Origin of the sequence: Pseudonocardia petroleophila (assembly GCF_014235185.1) — a bacterium.
GTDB lineage: Bacteria > Actinomycetota > Actinomycetes > Mycobacteriales > Pseudonocardiaceae > Pseudonocardia > Pseudonocardia petroleophila.
On the sequence record NZ_CP060131.1, the window covers coordinates 3155929 to 3170424 of the forward strand.

12 protein-coding genes and 1 pseudogene are annotated in these 14496 nt (G+C 76.2%); 9 read left to right on the plus strand and 4 right to left on the minus strand.

Annotation, left to right across the window (positions count from 1 at the left end; genetic code table 11):
• Positions 1–23 precede the first annotated feature (23 nt).
• The gene (locus H6H00_RS15745; protein ID WP_185722482.1) at positions 24–770 is read left to right on the plus strand and encodes an ABC transporter permease; all 747 of its coding nucleotides are present in this window, start codon (positions 24–26) and stop codon (positions 768–770) included.
• A 68-nt stretch (positions 771–838) separates the two neighbouring features.
• Complete coding sequence (locus tag H6H00_RS15750) at positions 839–1630, plus strand: TspO-related membrane protein (RefSeq protein WP_185721976.1); 792 nt, start codon at positions 839–841, stop codon at positions 1628–1630.
• 42 nt (positions 1631–1672) lie between these two features.
• Here H6H00_RS15750 and H6H00_RS15755 read toward each other — a convergent pair whose 3' ends face one another.
• On the minus strand, positions 1673–3781 hold the full coding sequence (locus H6H00_RS15755; protein WP_185721977.1) for a hypothetical protein: 2109 nt from the start codon (positions 3779–3781) through the stop codon (positions 1673–1675).
• 101 nt (positions 3782–3882) lie between these two features.
• Here H6H00_RS15755 and dapA point away from each other — a divergent pair, with 101 nt between their 5' ends.
• The 3 genes from dapA to H6H00_RS15770 all read left to right on the plus strand — a co-directional run bounded on the left by dapA (position 3883) and on the right by H6H00_RS15770 (position 7447).
• Complete coding sequence (dapA, locus tag H6H00_RS15760) at positions 3883–4758, plus strand: 4-hydroxy-tetrahydrodipicolinate synthase (protein WP_185721978.1); 876 nt, start codon at positions 3883–3885, stop codon at positions 4756–4758.
• A gap of 40 nt (positions 4759–4798) precedes the next feature.
• Positions 4799–5467 (plus strand): maleylpyruvate isomerase family mycothiol-dependent enzyme, encoded by a 669-nt coding sequence (locus H6H00_RS15765; protein WP_185721979.1) that lies wholly within the window; start codon positions 4799–4801, stop codon positions 5465–5467.
• Between the two features lie 447 nt (positions 5468–5914).
• Positions 5915–7447: a DUF222 domain-containing protein gene (locus tag H6H00_RS15770; RefSeq protein WP_185721980.1), complete on the plus strand. Its 1533-nt coding sequence runs from the start codon at positions 5915–5917 to the stop codon at positions 7445–7447.
• Positions 7448–7463: 16 nt separating this feature from the next.
• Here the strand turns inward: H6H00_RS15770 and H6H00_RS15775 are convergent, their stop codons facing one another.
• From H6H00_RS15775 to H6H00_RS15785, 3 genes are read right to left on the minus strand one after another with little or no spacing between them, the layout of a single operon-like run.
• Positions 7464–8342 (minus strand): alpha/beta fold hydrolase, encoded by an 879-nt coding sequence (locus H6H00_RS15775; protein WP_185721981.1) that lies wholly within the window; start codon positions 8340–8342, stop codon positions 7464–7466.
• A 33-nt stretch (positions 8343–8375) separates the two neighbouring features.
• Complete coding sequence (locus H6H00_RS15780) at positions 8376–9914, minus strand: AfsR/SARP family transcriptional regulator (RefSeq protein WP_185721982.1); 1539 nt, start codon at positions 9912–9914, stop codon at positions 8376–8378.
• 32 nt (positions 9915–9946) lie between these two features.
• Positions 9947–10756: a class I SAM-dependent methyltransferase gene (locus H6H00_RS15785; protein ID WP_185721983.1), complete on the minus strand. Its 810-nt coding sequence runs from the start codon at positions 10754–10756 to the stop codon at positions 9947–9949.
• Between the two features lie 69 nt (positions 10757–10825).
• Here H6H00_RS15785 and H6H00_RS15790 point away from each other — a divergent pair, with 69 nt between their 5' ends.
• The 4 genes and pseudogenes from H6H00_RS15790 to H6H00_RS33005 form a co-directional block, all read left to right on the plus strand.
• Positions 10826–12769, plus strand: a complete 1944-nt coding sequence (locus H6H00_RS15790; RefSeq protein WP_185721984.1) for a TIGR03960 family B12-binding radical SAM protein — start codon at positions 10826–10828, stop codon at positions 12767–12769.
• On the plus strand, positions 12762–13256 hold the full coding sequence (locus tag H6H00_RS15795; RefSeq protein ID WP_255425784.1) for a GNAT family N-acetyltransferase: 495 nt from the start codon (positions 12762–12764) through the stop codon (positions 13254–13256). Before H6H00_RS15790 ends, H6H00_RS15795 begins: the two co-directional genes overlap by 8 nt.
• 52 nt (positions 13257–13308) lie before the next feature.
• Entirely contained in the window at positions 13309–14085 is a 777-nt protein-coding gene (locus tag H6H00_RS15800; protein WP_185721985.1) for a TIGR03936 family radical SAM-associated protein, read from the plus strand.
• 162 nt (positions 14086–14247) lie between these two features.
• Positions 14248–14379, plus strand: a pseudogene (locus H6H00_RS33005) (translation initiation factor IF-2 N-terminal domain-containing protein); the annotation flags it as partial.
• Between the last annotated feature and the right edge of the window lie 117 nt (positions 14380–14496).

Consider the following 14496-nt stretch of genomic DNA (forward strand, 5'->3'; position numbering starts at 1 on the left):
GCGGCTACGCGGGCCGGTCCCGGATGCTGCTGGAGCGCTCCGCGCTGATCTCGCGCCGGGGCTGGCTGGTGTTCGTCTCCGGGTTCTTCGAGCCGGTGTTCTACCTCGTCGCGATGGGCCAGGGCCTCGGCTCGCTGGTGGGCGCCCTGCCCGGGCCCGACGGCGCGCCGATCAGCTACGCCGCGTTCATCGCGCCGGGGCTGCTGGCGGCGTCGGCGATGAACGGGGCGGTGTTCGACTCCACGTTCAACGTCTTCTTCAAGCTCAAGTACGCGAAGCTCTACGACGCGATGCTCGCCACGCCGCTCGGCCCGGTCGACATCGCGCTCGGCGAGATCGGCTGGGCGCTGATCCGGGGCGGGCTCTACGCGCTGGGCTTCCTGTCGGTGATGGCCGGGTTCGGGCTGCTCACCTCGCCGTGGGCGCTGCTGGCCCTGCCCGCGGCGCTGGTCGTCGCGTTCGCGTTCGCCGCGGTGGGGATGGCGGCCACGTCGTTCATGCGGTCCTGGCAGGACTTCGACCTGGTCACCCTCGCGATCCTGCCGATGTTCCTGTTCTCCACCACGTTCTTCCCGCTCTCGGTGTACCCGCCGGTGCTGCAGACGGTGGTGCAGTGCCTGCCGCTCTACCACGCCGTCGAGCTGATGCGCGGCCTCACGACCGGGGCGGTGCACGTGGGGATGCTCGGCAACCTGGCCTACTTCGCGGTGATGATCGTGCTGGGGGTGGCGGTGGCGTCGCGGCGGTTGGACGCGCTGTTGTTGCGCTGATGTCGCGGGGTTGCAACCGTCGGGCGACTCGGGTGGCCCGGGCCCGCCGAGGGGCCGATGATGTGGCCATGACCGTCACGTCCCGGCGCTCCGCCACCGCCGACCTCGTCCGTGGATCCGTCGTCGCGGTGCTCGCGGTCGTGCAGATCGTCGTGTCCGGGCTCGGGGGCTCCGGCGCCGTGGGGGAGTCGGTCGGCGTCGTGGCGCGCGACTACGCCACGCCGCTGCTCGCGGCCGGCTGGGCGTTCGTGATCTGGGGGCCGATCTACGTCGGGTTCCTGGCCTACGCGGTCTACCAGCTCCTGCCCTCGCAGCGCGGCCGCGAGGTGCACCGGCGCACCGGGTGGTGGCTCGTCGCGTCCGCCGTGCTGAACCCGGCCTGGATCCTCGCGTTCGGGGCGCGGCTGATCCCCGTCGCGGAGCTGATGATCGTGGGCCTGCTGATCTGCCTGGCCACCGTGTTCGGGCGGCTGAGCCGCGAGCCCGCGTCCGGGGTGCTGGAGCGGATCGTGTTCCGCGGGCCCGTCGCCCTCTACACCGGCTGGGTGTCACTGGCCACCGTGCTCGGCACCGCCGCCACCGGCGTGTGGGCGGGCCTGCCCGGCACCGGGGCGCTCCCGGCCATCGCCGCGGTCGTCGTGCTGCTGGCCGCGGCCGGGATCCTGATGTGGGTGGTCCTGTCGGGCACCGCGGTCGTCGGGTACGCCGCGGCCGCCGTGTGGGCCCTGGTCGGGATCGTGCTCGGCGACGCGCCCGTCGCCGTCGCGGGGGCCGGGGTGCTCGCGATCGTCGCGGTCGTCGGGGCCACCGCGCGCCGCATCACCACCGCGGGCAACCCGGTGCGGGCCGCCTTCGGCTGAGCCCGGCCGGGGCGGGTCGATCCGTCGGGGCAGGTCGATCCGTCAGGGCAGGTCGATCCGCAGCAGCACCCCGTCGACCGACTCGACGAGCCCGCCCTCGACGGTGAACGGCGCGTCGAGCCGGGGGTCCTGCGCCACCACGGTGACGGCCCCGGCGTCGTCGACCCGCAGCACCACCCCGTCGGCGACGACGACCGCGCGGCCGTCCGCGCCCAGCCCGACCACGGCCCGGTCCAGGGCCAGCCGCTCCGGGGCCACGCCCTTCGCGAGCTGCACCGGGACCGGGGAGCCCGGGCCGGCCGCGGGGTCGATCACGGGGCCGAGCACCCGGTCCCTCTCGAGGGCCAGCAGCCGCCCGCCCGCGAGGACCCAGCCGCGGCCGTCGGCGCGCACGACCCCGGCCGCCACGTCCCCGTCCAGCACCCGGACCGGGGCGCCGCCGTCGATCCGGTACGCCCCGGCCGCGGTGGCCAGCAGCGGCGGGCGCCCGCCCAGGTCGGGGACCAGCGCGGCGCCCTCGCGCGGGGCGGGGTGCCGCACCGGCGCGGACCGCACCTGCTCCCCGCCGGGGAGCGCGTGCACCAGCGTCAGCAGCTCGCCGTCCGGGCCCGCGACCTCCAGCCACCACGCGCCGCCCCCGCCGTCGGGCCAGACCTGCCCGAGGTGGCCGTCGCGGCGCGGCCCGAGGGTGACCGGCCCGCCCGGGCCGACCACCGCGAGGTCGCCGTCGATCCGCCCGCTCGCCCACCGCCCGTCGACGCCGAGGGGCACGCCGAGCGCGTCGCCGCCGGTGTTGGCGACCGGCACGAGCCCGACGGGCGGGCCCGCCGCGGGCGGGTCGGCGACGCAGCCGGCGGGGACGGGCGGGAGGTCGGCGAGCGCGGTGGCGGCGTCCGGGAGCCGCCACAGCGCGTCCGCCGTGCCGAGCACGATCGCGCCGTCCGGCAGCGCGACCAGGGCGTACGGGGTCCCCGGGAGCGGCGACGGCACCGCCCGCACGCCCCCGGCGGGATCGACGCGCGCGAGCCGCCCGTCGACGGCGAGCCAGATCCCGCCGTCGGCGTCGACCGCGGTCGGGCCGGGGGAGGTCAGCGCGCTCGTCCGGGCGCCCGCGTTGAGCCCGCACGTCGGGTCCGCCGCGCCGGCCAGCACCTGGGCGGCGATCCCGGTCGAGGTGGGCGCGAGGCGTTCGAGACGGGGTCCGGCGGCGAACCGCAGCGCCGCCCCGCCTGCCGTCGGGAGCACGTCGGGCAGGTCGACGCCGTCGGCGCCGTCGGGGTCGCGGATCGTGACGACCGGCAGGTAGACCGCGGGGACCTGGTGCGCCCCGCCGTACGCCCCGAGGTCGAGGCGGCGCACGGTGCCCCGGGGGTCGGCGCGGGCGTGCAGCCACACCGACCCGTCGGCGCCCACCCGGCTGACCGGTCCGACGTCGTCGACCCGCACCCGGGTCGGGTCCCCGGGCGCCGTCCCGGTGACGAGCAGGGCGTCGCCGCCGACCAGGCGCGCGACCCGCCCGCCCGCGACGCCCAGCACCACGTCACCGTCGGTCCGGGCGACGACCCGCGCGCGCCCGGACGCGTCGGGGGCGACCAGGCCGTCGGCGCCGAACACGACGGGCACCCCGTCGAGCTCCCCGAGCCCGGACCCCGCGACGGTCACCGACGCGGGCAGCGTCGGCTCGCCCGAGCGCAGCGGCCGGTCGGGGTCGAGCACCGCGATGCGCACGAACGGCCCGTCGACGACGCGGGGCGGGACCCGCGGCACGCCCGGGAGCACCGCCGTGCCGACGGCCGCGACGAGCGCGCACGCGAGCATTGCGCGGCCCGGCGGGCGGGCGACGAGGGCGAGCACGGCCAGGCCGGCCATCCCGGCGACGACCGGTCCCGGCACCGCGGCGACGCCCCAGGCGGCCACGGCCACCGCGACGGCGCTGACCGTCGCCGCCCCGGACGCGGCGAGGAGCACCCGCCCCGCCGCGGGCCGCGACACGGCGGCGGCCGCGACGACGGCGAGCGCCACGACCGCGACCGTCACCGACGGGCCGAGCACCTCCCAGCCCGCCCACGGCCCGCGCCACCAGGGCAGCGCGAGCGCGGCCGCGCCGACCAGGGCGAACGCCGCGGCGACGAGGAGCGCGCGACCGCTCATCGGGCACCCCCTCGGACCGGACCGGCGACCGCACCGGCCGTCCTACCGGAGTCCGATCACGAGCGGGTAACGTCCCGGGCCTATCCACCCCAGGAGGGCTGATGATCACCGGAAGCCTGGTCGCACTGGTCACCCCGATGCGGGAGGACGGCGCGGTCGACCACGAGGCGCTCGCGAAGGTCGTCGACCGTGCGATCGAGGGCGGCACGGCCGCCATCGTGTCGGTCGGGACGACGGGCGAGTCGGCGACGCTCGACGTCGCCGAGCACACCGACGTCATCCGCCGCACGATCGACGTCGCGGCGGGACGCGTGCCGGTGATCGCCGGCACGGGCGCGAACTCCACCGCGGAGGCGATCCACCTCACGAGCGCGGCGAAGCGGGCCGGTGCCGACGGGGCGCTGCTCGTCACGCCGTACTACAACAAGCCGCCGCAGGAGGGCCTGTACCGGCACTTCCGGGCGATCGCCGAGGCCGTGGACATCCCGCAGTACCTCTACAACGTGCCCGGCCGCACCGCCGTCGACATGCTGCCGTCCACGGTGGAGCGGCTCGCGTCGGTGCACAACATCGTGGGGCTCAAGGAGGCGCTCGGCGACCTCGACCGCGTGCGCGATCTCGTCGCCCTCGAGCTGCCCGACTTCGCCCTCTACTCCGGCGACGACGGCACGGCCCGCGCCAGCATCCTCGCCGGCTTCCACGGCGACATCTCGGTGACGGCCAACGTGGCCCCGGAGATGATGGCGCGGATGTGCGCGGCCGCGCTCGCCGGCGACGCGGAGCTCGCCGCCCTGATCGACGGCGACCTCGCCGGGCTGCACCGGGCCCTGTTCGCCGAGCCCAACCCGATCCCGGTGAAGTGGGCGCTGGCCGAGCTGGGCCTCATCCCGCCGGGCATCCGGCTGCCGCTGGTGCCGCTCGACGAGGTGCACCACGACGACGTCCGCGCGGCGCTGCGGTCCGCGGGGCTGCTGTAGCCGGCCCGACCCGGCCGCCGCGCCGTGCGATCATGGCGCGGTGAGTCGGCAGCCGGATCCCGTCGAGGAGTGGTCGCGCGCGCAGCGGCGCGTGATCGAGCTGGTGTCCCCGCTGGACGCGGAGCAGGCGCGGGTGCGCGTGCCGTCGTGTCCGGACTGGACGGTGCGCGACCTGTTCTCGCACATGGTCGGTCTCGGGTCCGACGTCGTCGCGGGCGACGAGCCGGACGACCACAACGAGGCCTGGACCACCCGCCAGGTGGAGCGGCGGCGCGACCACGACATCGCCGAGCTCGTCGCCGAGTGGGAGGCGACGGCCGCGCCGCTGGTGGCGTGGATGGGCGAGAACGGCCCCCGGCCGCTCGGCGACGTGATCATCCACGAGCAGGACCTGCGGGGCGCCCTGGAGGTGCCGGGCGGGCAGGACAGCGCCGGCGTCGCGATCATCCGCGACCGGTTCGCCGACCGCTTCGCCGCCGCACTGCCCGACGGCGCCTCGCTGGCCCTGTCCGGTGAGCGGTGGACGTGGGGCGACCCCGCCTCCGCCGACACGGTGCTGCGGGCCTCCGACTTCGACCTCGCCCGCGCCCTGGTCACCCGCCGCTCCGCCGCGCAGCTGCGTGCGTGGACGGTCCGGGGTGACGTCGAGCCCTACCTCGACGCGTTCGCGCTGCTCGGACCCCTGCCCGCGGCCGACCTGGTGGTGTGAGCGGCGGGGCGTCCCGCCCTCGACGCTGCCGGTCGGCCCGCGGCGTCGAGGGGTGACACCGGTCGGCGCGACAGCGCGGCCCGCCCGCGCGTCCACCGGGCCCGAGGTCGTCGATGATCCCGGTGCGGTCCGACCGGCACCCTCGGCCGCCCTCCGGACGGCCCGGCACCGTCCCGGCCGTCCGGCTGCCTCGACACGGCATCGCCCACGCGGGCCCGAGCGCTGGTCGGCCACGACGGGTCCGGGACGGGCGCGGGTGCACAGGGTCGAGCGCGGCACCCCCGACCGGGGTGTGCGGACCCGGTCCGACGGCCACGCCCGGACCACCCCGGTCGGCGGCTGCGCCCCGTCGGGCCCGGTGTCGGCCGGGACGGGCACCGCGTCGGGGACCGGACTCGAATCGAACAGATGTTCGCATCGAGGCACAATTCTTGGTAGAATCGCAGCATGCCCACGAAGCGTTCCGCAGTGCCTTCCGAGGCGCTGCTCATCGAGCGGATCGCGTGGCTGGAGGAACGGAAGGCGGCCATCGCCGCCGAGCAGTCCGATGCCGTTCTGGCATTCGCGACAGCACACGCCGAATCGCAGACCGCGGCCGGTGAGGTCGACCCGGAGGCGCTCGAACGCAGCATTGCCGCCCAGATCGGGTTGGCCTGTCGGGTGTCGCCCACCGAGGGCCGGCGGCGGGTCCGGATCGCGCGGGACCTGCACGCCGGGCACGCCCGGGTCCGGGAGCTGTTCGCCGCGGGTCGGCTGAGCGAGTACCAGACCGCGACCATCGTGGCCGCCACCACGCACCTCTCACCCGCCGAACGGGCGGAGGTCGACCGAGAGCTGGCCGAGCGGCGGGTCGAGACCCTCGGCGTGCGCCGGATCCACGACCTCACCCGGTCCCTCGCCGCCCAGGTCGCCCCGGAGAAGTTCACCACCCGCTGCCGGGCCGCCCGCACCGGCCGCCGCGTGTCGGTCCGGCCCGCCGCGGACGGCATGGCCGATCTGACCGCCCACCTGCCCGTCGAGGAGGCCGTGGCCTGTTACGCCGCCCTCGCCGCCGCGGTGAACGACGCCGCCGTTCGGCCCGAACCGGTCACCCGGGGGCGCGGTCAGATCCTGGCCGACACCCTCGTCGAACGCCTCACCGGACAGGCCACCGCCCGGGACGTGAACATCGAGATCCAGGTGCTGGTCCCGGTCGAGGCTCTGATCGATCCGGACAGCCCGCTGCCCGCGCAGATCGCCGGCCACGGCCCCGTCCCGGTCGAGCTCCTCACCACCGGCGGTGGCCGGAGGACCTGGCGACGGCTGATCACCCGCGACGGAGTGGTGATCGGCGGGGACTCCCGCAGTCGGCTGTTCACCGGGCGGTTGGCCGCGTTGATCCGGGCCCGGGACGGCCATCGCTGCCGCGAACCGTACTGCGGCTCCCCGATCGCCACATCGACCACATCCACCGCTGGAAGGACGGCGGCCGTACCGAGTTCACCAATGGTCGCGGTCTGTGCGCATTCCACAACCTGGTACGAGAAACGCGGGGATGGAAAGCGGAGGTCACGGAAAGGGGAATCGTCACGACGACCCCAGCCGGGAGTTCGTACATCTCCGATATCGGAACCCGGGCGAGAGTTCCGGCCCGCGAAGTTCGAGCAGCGGCGCTCGTCGGTGTGTAGGTGTCCGCCGCGACCCAGATCGAGACCGATCCTGCGCTCGAAGGAAGTGCTGCGGGCGGATCGGGGTGCACGCGCAGAACGTCGGCCGGCCCCGCGGCCGAGATCGGAAACGAGCGCCCGGTTCCCGCGGCTGCCGGCCGCAGGTCCGCGGCAGAGCCGTGCGGTCCGACCGGATCACACCGAGCGAGCGGGCCGACCGGACCTCCGTCACCGCCGGTCCGGCTGGCGCCGCGCCGACCTCGGCGTCGTCCCGTGGGAGGCGGCGGTCAGGCCGCGTCCGTGTCCGACGCAGCCGCCGCCCCGGGCGCGATGACCGCGCCGCGCCCGGCCTACGACGTCGTCCGGTCCTGAGCGCGCGCCGCCGTCCGCTCGATGCCGTCCAGCACCGTCGGCCAGACCCAGCGGGCCAGGTCGTGGCCCATCCGCGGCACCTCCAGCAGCTCCGCACCGGGGATCGCGGCGGCGGTCGCGCGCCCGCCGGAGGGCACGATGACCCGGTCGCGCTCGCCGTGCAGCACGAGCGCGGGCATCGTGAGGCGGGCCAGGTCGGCGGTGCGGTCGCGCTCGCCGACGCACGCGGCGAGCTGGCGGCTGCTGCCGTCCCCGGTCTCCCGGGACATCGAGCGGCGCATCGTCACGCGCACGTCCTCGTCGTCCTGCGCGCTGCGGTCGGCGGACCCGATCCGGCGGAACGCCGCCACCATCCCCTCGACCGGGTCGGCCGACGGCGGGCGCAGGAAGTCGGGGATGCGGGTCCAGTGGACCTTGCCGGTGCGGCCGTCGCCGGGCCGTCCCATGATCGAGACGAGCGAGCGGGTGAGGTGCGGGTGCCGGATCGCCACCTCCTGCGCCACCATCGAGCCCAGCGACGCCCCGACGACGTGCGCGCCCCGCGGGTCGACGTGCGCGATCAGGCCCGCGGCGTCGTCGGCCATGTCGCCGAGCGTGTAGACGGGGCTCGCGCGGCGGCGCAGGAACTCCCACGCGGTGATGCCGGGCCCGCGGACGTGGGTGGACCGGCCGACGTCGCGGTTGTCGAAGCGCACGACGTGGAAGCCGCGGGCGACGAGATCGGCGCAGAAGTCGTCGCGCCACCAGTCCATCGACAGGTTCAGGCCCATGATCAGCAGGACGGTGGGGTGCTCCGGGTCGCCCAGGGACTCGTAGCAGAGCTCGACGTCCCCGACCCGCACGAATCGCTCGTTCATCGCGCGGACGTTCGACGCCGGGCGCGCGCCGGTTCAGCTCCGCAGGAGGGCCGGGTTGTCGAACCGCCCCGCCCGCGCCCGCTGCTCGCGGACGGCGTCCCGGTCACCGAGCCGAGCCCGGTGCCGCGCGGCGCGGACGGCGAACTCGCCCAGCCCGACCCGGTCGGCGCGCTCGGCCAGCACCCGGCACTCCGCGACGGCCGCGGGCTCGTCGAACGACGCGGTGACCGCGCACAGGGTGTCGCGGACGTGCAGCTCGATCCAGCAGCACACGTCGGCGTCGGCGACGAGGGTGTCGCAGGTGGAGCGCAGGGCGGCGGCGGCGCCCGCGGGGTCGCCGAGCCGGGCCCGCGCCGACGCGAGGCCGCGGCCGGTGAGCGCGACCCAGCAGGCGTCGCCGAGGACCTCGGCCAGGGTGCGCGCGTCGGCGAACACCGTCTCGGCCTCGGCGGTGCGGCCCGCCCGGAGCAGGAGCTCGCCGTGCAGGAACTCCACCCACGGGCGCATCGCGGTCCAGTCCAGCTCGGCCACCATGGTCCGGGCCCGCGCGACGTCGGCCTCGGCCTGCTCGTCCTCGTCGCGCTGCAGCCGGGCCCGGCCGCGCATGGCCAGGGCCGCCGCGGTGGCGCGGGGCCGGTCGCCGGTCTCGGTGAGCGCGACCGCCCGGTCCAGCTCGCGCACCGCCCCGCCCGAGGCGAGCGTGTCGACGAGCGCGAACCCGCGCCCGTAGGCCACCCCCGCCTCCTGCTCGGGCCGCCCGGCCGCGGCGGCCTCGGCCCGGGTGAGCTGAGCCAGCGCGCCCTGTTGGTCGCCGGTGGCGGTCGCGACGAACCCCAGCTCCCGGCGGGCGAGCGCGGCGACGTCGGCCAGTCCCTCCCGGGTGGCGATGCGGTCGGCCTCGCGCAGCGCCGCGGCCGCCCCGCGGTCGGTGCTGGCGACGGCGTGCACGTACCCGCGGCCGTAGTGGGCGAGCGCCTCGGCGAGCACGGCGTCGTCGCCGAGCGCCCGGGCGCGGCGCACCGCCCCGGCGAGGATCGCGGTGCCGTCGCGCGGCGCGCCCGCGTCCATCACCTGCTCACCCACCCGGACCAGGTCGCGGACCGCACCCCGGCCTGCCGGGGAGAAGGTCCGTGCGCGGTGCGCCCGCTGCAGCCGCGTCCCGGCGGCGGCGAGGTCGAGCCGGCGCCCGTGCAGCCACGCCGCGAACTCCGGCACGTCGGGCTCCGCGCCCTCGAGCAGCGGCAGGGTGGCCTCGGCGACCGGCCAGCCGACGGGGGCCCGCCCGGCGAGCACGTCGAGCACGTCGACGCGCACCCCGTCGGCGACGGTGCAGGTCAGGGGGTCGCCGCCGAGGCGGACCGCGTCGCCGAGCGCGCGCCGGGCCTGGCTGAGCGTCCAGCGCAGCGCCGCCTGCGGGTCGGCGGCGTCGGGGAACAGGAGGTCGATCACGCGGCTGCGGGGGACCGGGCCGGTGGAGCACAGCAGCAGCGCGAGCAGCGCCCACGGCTTGCGCCCGCGCGGCGGCGCCGCCCCGTCGAGGCGGGGCGGCCCCAGCAGCCGCACGACCGTCACGCGCCCATCCTCCCGCCCGTCGGGGCCCGCCGTCAGGTCCGAACGGAGGTGACCAGCAGGTACTCCGCGTCCCACACCCCGCCGGTGCGCGTCTGCTCGAGCATCCGCAGGAACGCGGCGTCGAGCTCGGCCGCGCGGTCGGCGTCCAGGCCGCGGTAGACGGCGATCGTGGGTCCGTAGTGCGTCTTCCACCACTCGCGGAAGGCCACCGCCGAGTCGGCGACGGCGAACGTCGTGGTGCGCCGCTCCGCCCGCAGCTCGCGCACGCCGTCACCGAGCAGCGTCCGGACGTGCTCCTCGCTGCCCCACAGCGGCGCGGGCGACGCACCGGGGGGAGGAGCGGGGGCGAACGGCTTCATCGTCGCGAACAGGCGCCCGACGAAGCCCTCCGGCGTCCAGCTGAGCAGCCCGATCGTGCCGCCGGGCCGGCAGACGCGCAGCAGCTCGCCCGCCGCGCGCTCGTGGAACGGCGCGAACATGACGCCGACGCAGGACAGCACGGTGTCGAACTCGCCGGTCTCGAACGGCAGCGCATGGGCGTCGGCCTCGACCCACTGCAGGTGCGCGCCGCGGGCGGCGGCGATCTCCGCGCCCGCGTCGAGCAGCTCCGGGGTCAGGTCGGAGGCGACGACGTCGGCCCCGGTCAGCGCCGCGGGGATGGCGGCGTTGCCGGTGCCCGCGCCGACGTCGAGGACGCGCTGCCCCGCGGTGACGCCCGCCGCCTCCACGAGCGTCGCCCCGAGGTCGGGGATGAGGTCGGCGGCGACCGCCGGGTAGTCGCCCGACGCCCAGAGGGCGCGGTGCCGGGAGCCGAGGGTGGACAGGTCCGTCGATGTGGTCATGCGCCCACCGTGCGGGGCGGGCGTGTGCGGGAGCGTGTGCGCCGGGAGCGGGGGCTACCCTGGGGCAGCGTGACTGCCGCGTCCGTGTTCCCTGACCTCGAAGCGCTGCTCCCGCGCGTCTCCAAGCCCGTCCAGTACGTGGGCGGTGAGCTGAACGCGCAGCTCAAGGACTGGGACGCGGCCGACGTCCGGTGGGCGCTGATGTATCCCGACGCGTACGAGGTGGGGCTGCCCAACCAGGGCGTCCAGATCCTCTACGAGGTCCTCAACGAGCGCGTCGACGCCCTCGCCGAGCGCTGCTACTCCGTGTGGCCCGACCTCGAGGCCCTCATGCGGGAGCACGGCGTGCCCGCGTTCACCGTCGACGGGCACCGCCCGCTCGGGGCGTTCGACCTGCTCGGCATCAGCTTCTCCACCGAGCTCGGCTACACGAACCTGCTCACCTCGCTCGACCTCGCCGGGATCCCGCTGCACGCCGCCGACCGCGACGAGACCCACCCGGTCGTCGTCGCGGGCGGGCACGCCGCGTTCAACCCCGAGCCGATCTCGCGGTTCGTCGACGTGGCGGCGATCGGCGACGGCGAGGAGGTCGTCGGCGACATCACCGACGTCGTCCGCGACTGGAAGGCCGAGGGCCGCCCGGGCGGGCGCCGCGAGCTGCTGCTGCGCCTGGCCGCCACCGACGGCTGCTACGTCCCGAGCCTCTACGACGTCGCCTACGGCGAGGACGGCGCGATCGCGTCGGTCACGCCCGTCGACGAGCGGGTGCCGCGGACGGTCACCAAGCGCACCACCACCGAGCTCGACGAGTGGCCCTACCCGAAGGCGCCGCTGGTGCCGCTGGCCGAGACCGTGCACGAGCGGGCGTCGGTCGAGATCTTCCGCGGCTGCACCCGCGGCTGCCGCTTCTGCCAGGCCGGGATGATCACCCGCCCGGTGCGGGAGCGGTCGCTGGAGGGCATCGGCAAGATGGTCGACGCCTCGGTGCGCGCGTCCGGGTTCGACGAGGTGGGCCTGCTGTCGCTGTCCTCCGCCGACCACTCCGAGATCGCCGAAATCACCAAGGGCCTGGCCGACCGCTACGAGGGCACCAACACCTCGCTCTCGCTCCCCTCGACGCGGGTCGACGCGTTCAACATCGACCTCGCCAACGAGATCTCCCGCAACGGCCGCCGCTCCGGGCTGACGTTCGCCCCCGAGGGCGGCTCCGAGCGCATCCGCCGCGTGATCAACAAGATGGTGTCGGAGGAGGACCTGATCCGCACCGTCTCCGAGGCGTTCGCGCAGGGCTGGCGCCAGGTGAAGCTGTACTTCATGTGCGGGCTGCCCACCGAGGAGGACGAGGACGTCCTGGAGATCGCGGGCATGGCGCACCGCGTGATCAAGGCCGGGCGCATCGCGTCGGGTCGCAACGACGTCCGCTGCACGATCTCCATCGGCGGGTTCGTGCCCAAGCCGCACACCCCGTTCCAGTGGGCCGCGCAGGCCCATCCCGACGTCGTCGACGACCGGCTGCGCAAGCTCCGGGCCGCCGTCAACAGCGACCGCAAGCTCGGCCGCAACATCGGCATGCGCTACCACGACGGGCAGCCGTCGCTGGTGGAGGGCCTGCTGGCCCGCGGCGACCGGCGCGTCGGCGCCGTCATCGAGCGGGTGTGGCGCGCGGGCGGCCGGTTCGACGGCTGGAGCGAGCACTTCTCCTACGAGCGCTGGATGACCGCGGCCGCGGCCGAGCTGGAGCCCCTCGGCGTCTCCGTCGACTGGTACACCACCCGCGAGCGCGGGCAGGCCGAGGTCCTGCCGTGGGACCACCTGGACTCCGGCCTGGAGCGCGACTGGCTCTGGGACGACTGGCAGGACGCGCTGTCCGGCCGCGAGCAGGACGACTGCCGGTGGACGCCGTGCTTCGACTGCGGCGTGTGCCCCTCGACCGGCACCGACATCGAGGTCGGGCCGAGCGGCACCACCCTGCTCCCGCTGACCGTGGTCAATCCCCTCACCCAGAGTGGCTGACGGCCCCGACTTCACCGTCCGCGTCGCCGACGAGCGCGACGTCGACGCGCTCGCCCGGCTGCGCCGCGCGTGGCTGGAGGAGCGGGCCGGGCGCCCCGTCGACGACCCGGCGTTCGAGGCGTCGTTCGCGCAGTGGTGGCGCACGGAGCTGCCGCGGCGCACGTTCTGGATCGCCGAGACCGGCACCGAGCGGGCCGGGTACACCGCGGTGGGCTCGCTCAACGTCGTCGAGATCGCGCACATGCCGCGGCCCGGGGCGCGCGGGGGAGCGATCGGGCACGTCGGCAACGCGTTCGTGATCGCCGCGTGGGCCGACCGCGGGGTGCCGCGCGCCCTGCTCGGTCACGCCGTCGCGCACGCCCGGCAGCGCCGCTACCGGCGGCTCGTGCTGGCCCCGACGCCGGGCAGCGCGCCGTTCTACCGGCGGGCCGGGTTCGCGCCCGCCGGGGAGTCGCTCCTGGTCCTGGACCCGGCCGTCCCGGCCTGACGGCCCGCCTCCTGCCCGGCCGGTCCGTCGGCGGCTGACCTATCCTCGGCCAATGGCCCGAGTGAAGGCGGGGGAGGCGGCGAACCCGGCCCCTCCCACGGTGCAGCGGATCCGCGTCCGGTTCGCCAAGCGCGGGCGGCTGCGGTTCCTCTCGCACCGCGACGTCGCGCGCAGCGTCGAGCGGGCCGTCCGCCGTGCCGGGGTCCCCGTCGCGCACTCGCACGGCTTCAGCCCGCACCCTCGCCTGTCCTGGGTCGGTGCGGCCCCCACCGGCACGGCCAGCGAGGCCGAGTACTTCGAGGTCGGCCTGACCTCGCCCGTGGAACCGTCGGCGCTGGTCAGCGCGCTGGACGCAGCCCTGCCCGACGGCATCGACATCCTCGACGCGGTCGTCGCCGAGGCCCCGTCGCTGGCCGACCGGATCGACGCCAGCCGCTGGGTCGTCGAGCTGCCCGGGGTGTCCGTCGCCGACCTGAGCGCCGCGGTCGAGGCGCTGCTGGCCCTCGACACCCTGGTCGTCGACCGCGTGATGCCCTCGGGGCGCCGCCAGATCGACGTCCGGGCCGCGGTGGCCTCGGCCTCCGCGACCGCGCCGGACTCCCGCGCGAGTCACACGTCCGCGGGGGGAGACTGTGCGATACTGACGGCGGTCGTACGGCAGACGACACCCGCTGTTCGACCCGATGACGTGTTGGGTGCACTCGACGTTGTCGCAGGCCTCAGGCCTCCGGTGCCCGCCAAGGCCACCAGGACGGCTCAGGGACTGCTCGACGACCGGGGTGAGCTCGCCGATCCGCTCGGACCGCCCCGGGTCACCACCCAGGTCTGAGCGGTACGGACGCCCACGTCGTCGAGCAGACCAGGATTGCTGCCCGCGCACCGCGCGGGGAGAGACGTACGCGGCCCCTGAGCGGCCGCCTCCCTCACCGGAGGCGCCCGGGGGCGAAGGAGCTCGATGTCTGACATCGCCACACCCGAACTGCCCGACAAGATGCGGGTGCACGCGCTCGCCCGGCTGCTGGGGCGCACCAGCAGGGAGGTGCTGGCCGCGCTCGCCGATCTCGACATCGCCGCCCGCAGCCCCCAGTCCAGCATCGACCGCAAGGCCGCGGAGCTGGTGGTGTCGGCGCTGCAGGGCGACGCCCACCCGGCCGCGGACGCCGCCGCCCCGGTCACCCCGGCGCCGGTCGAGGCCGCCCCCGTCGAGGCCCCCGTCGAGGCCGTGCCGGTGGAGGTCGCC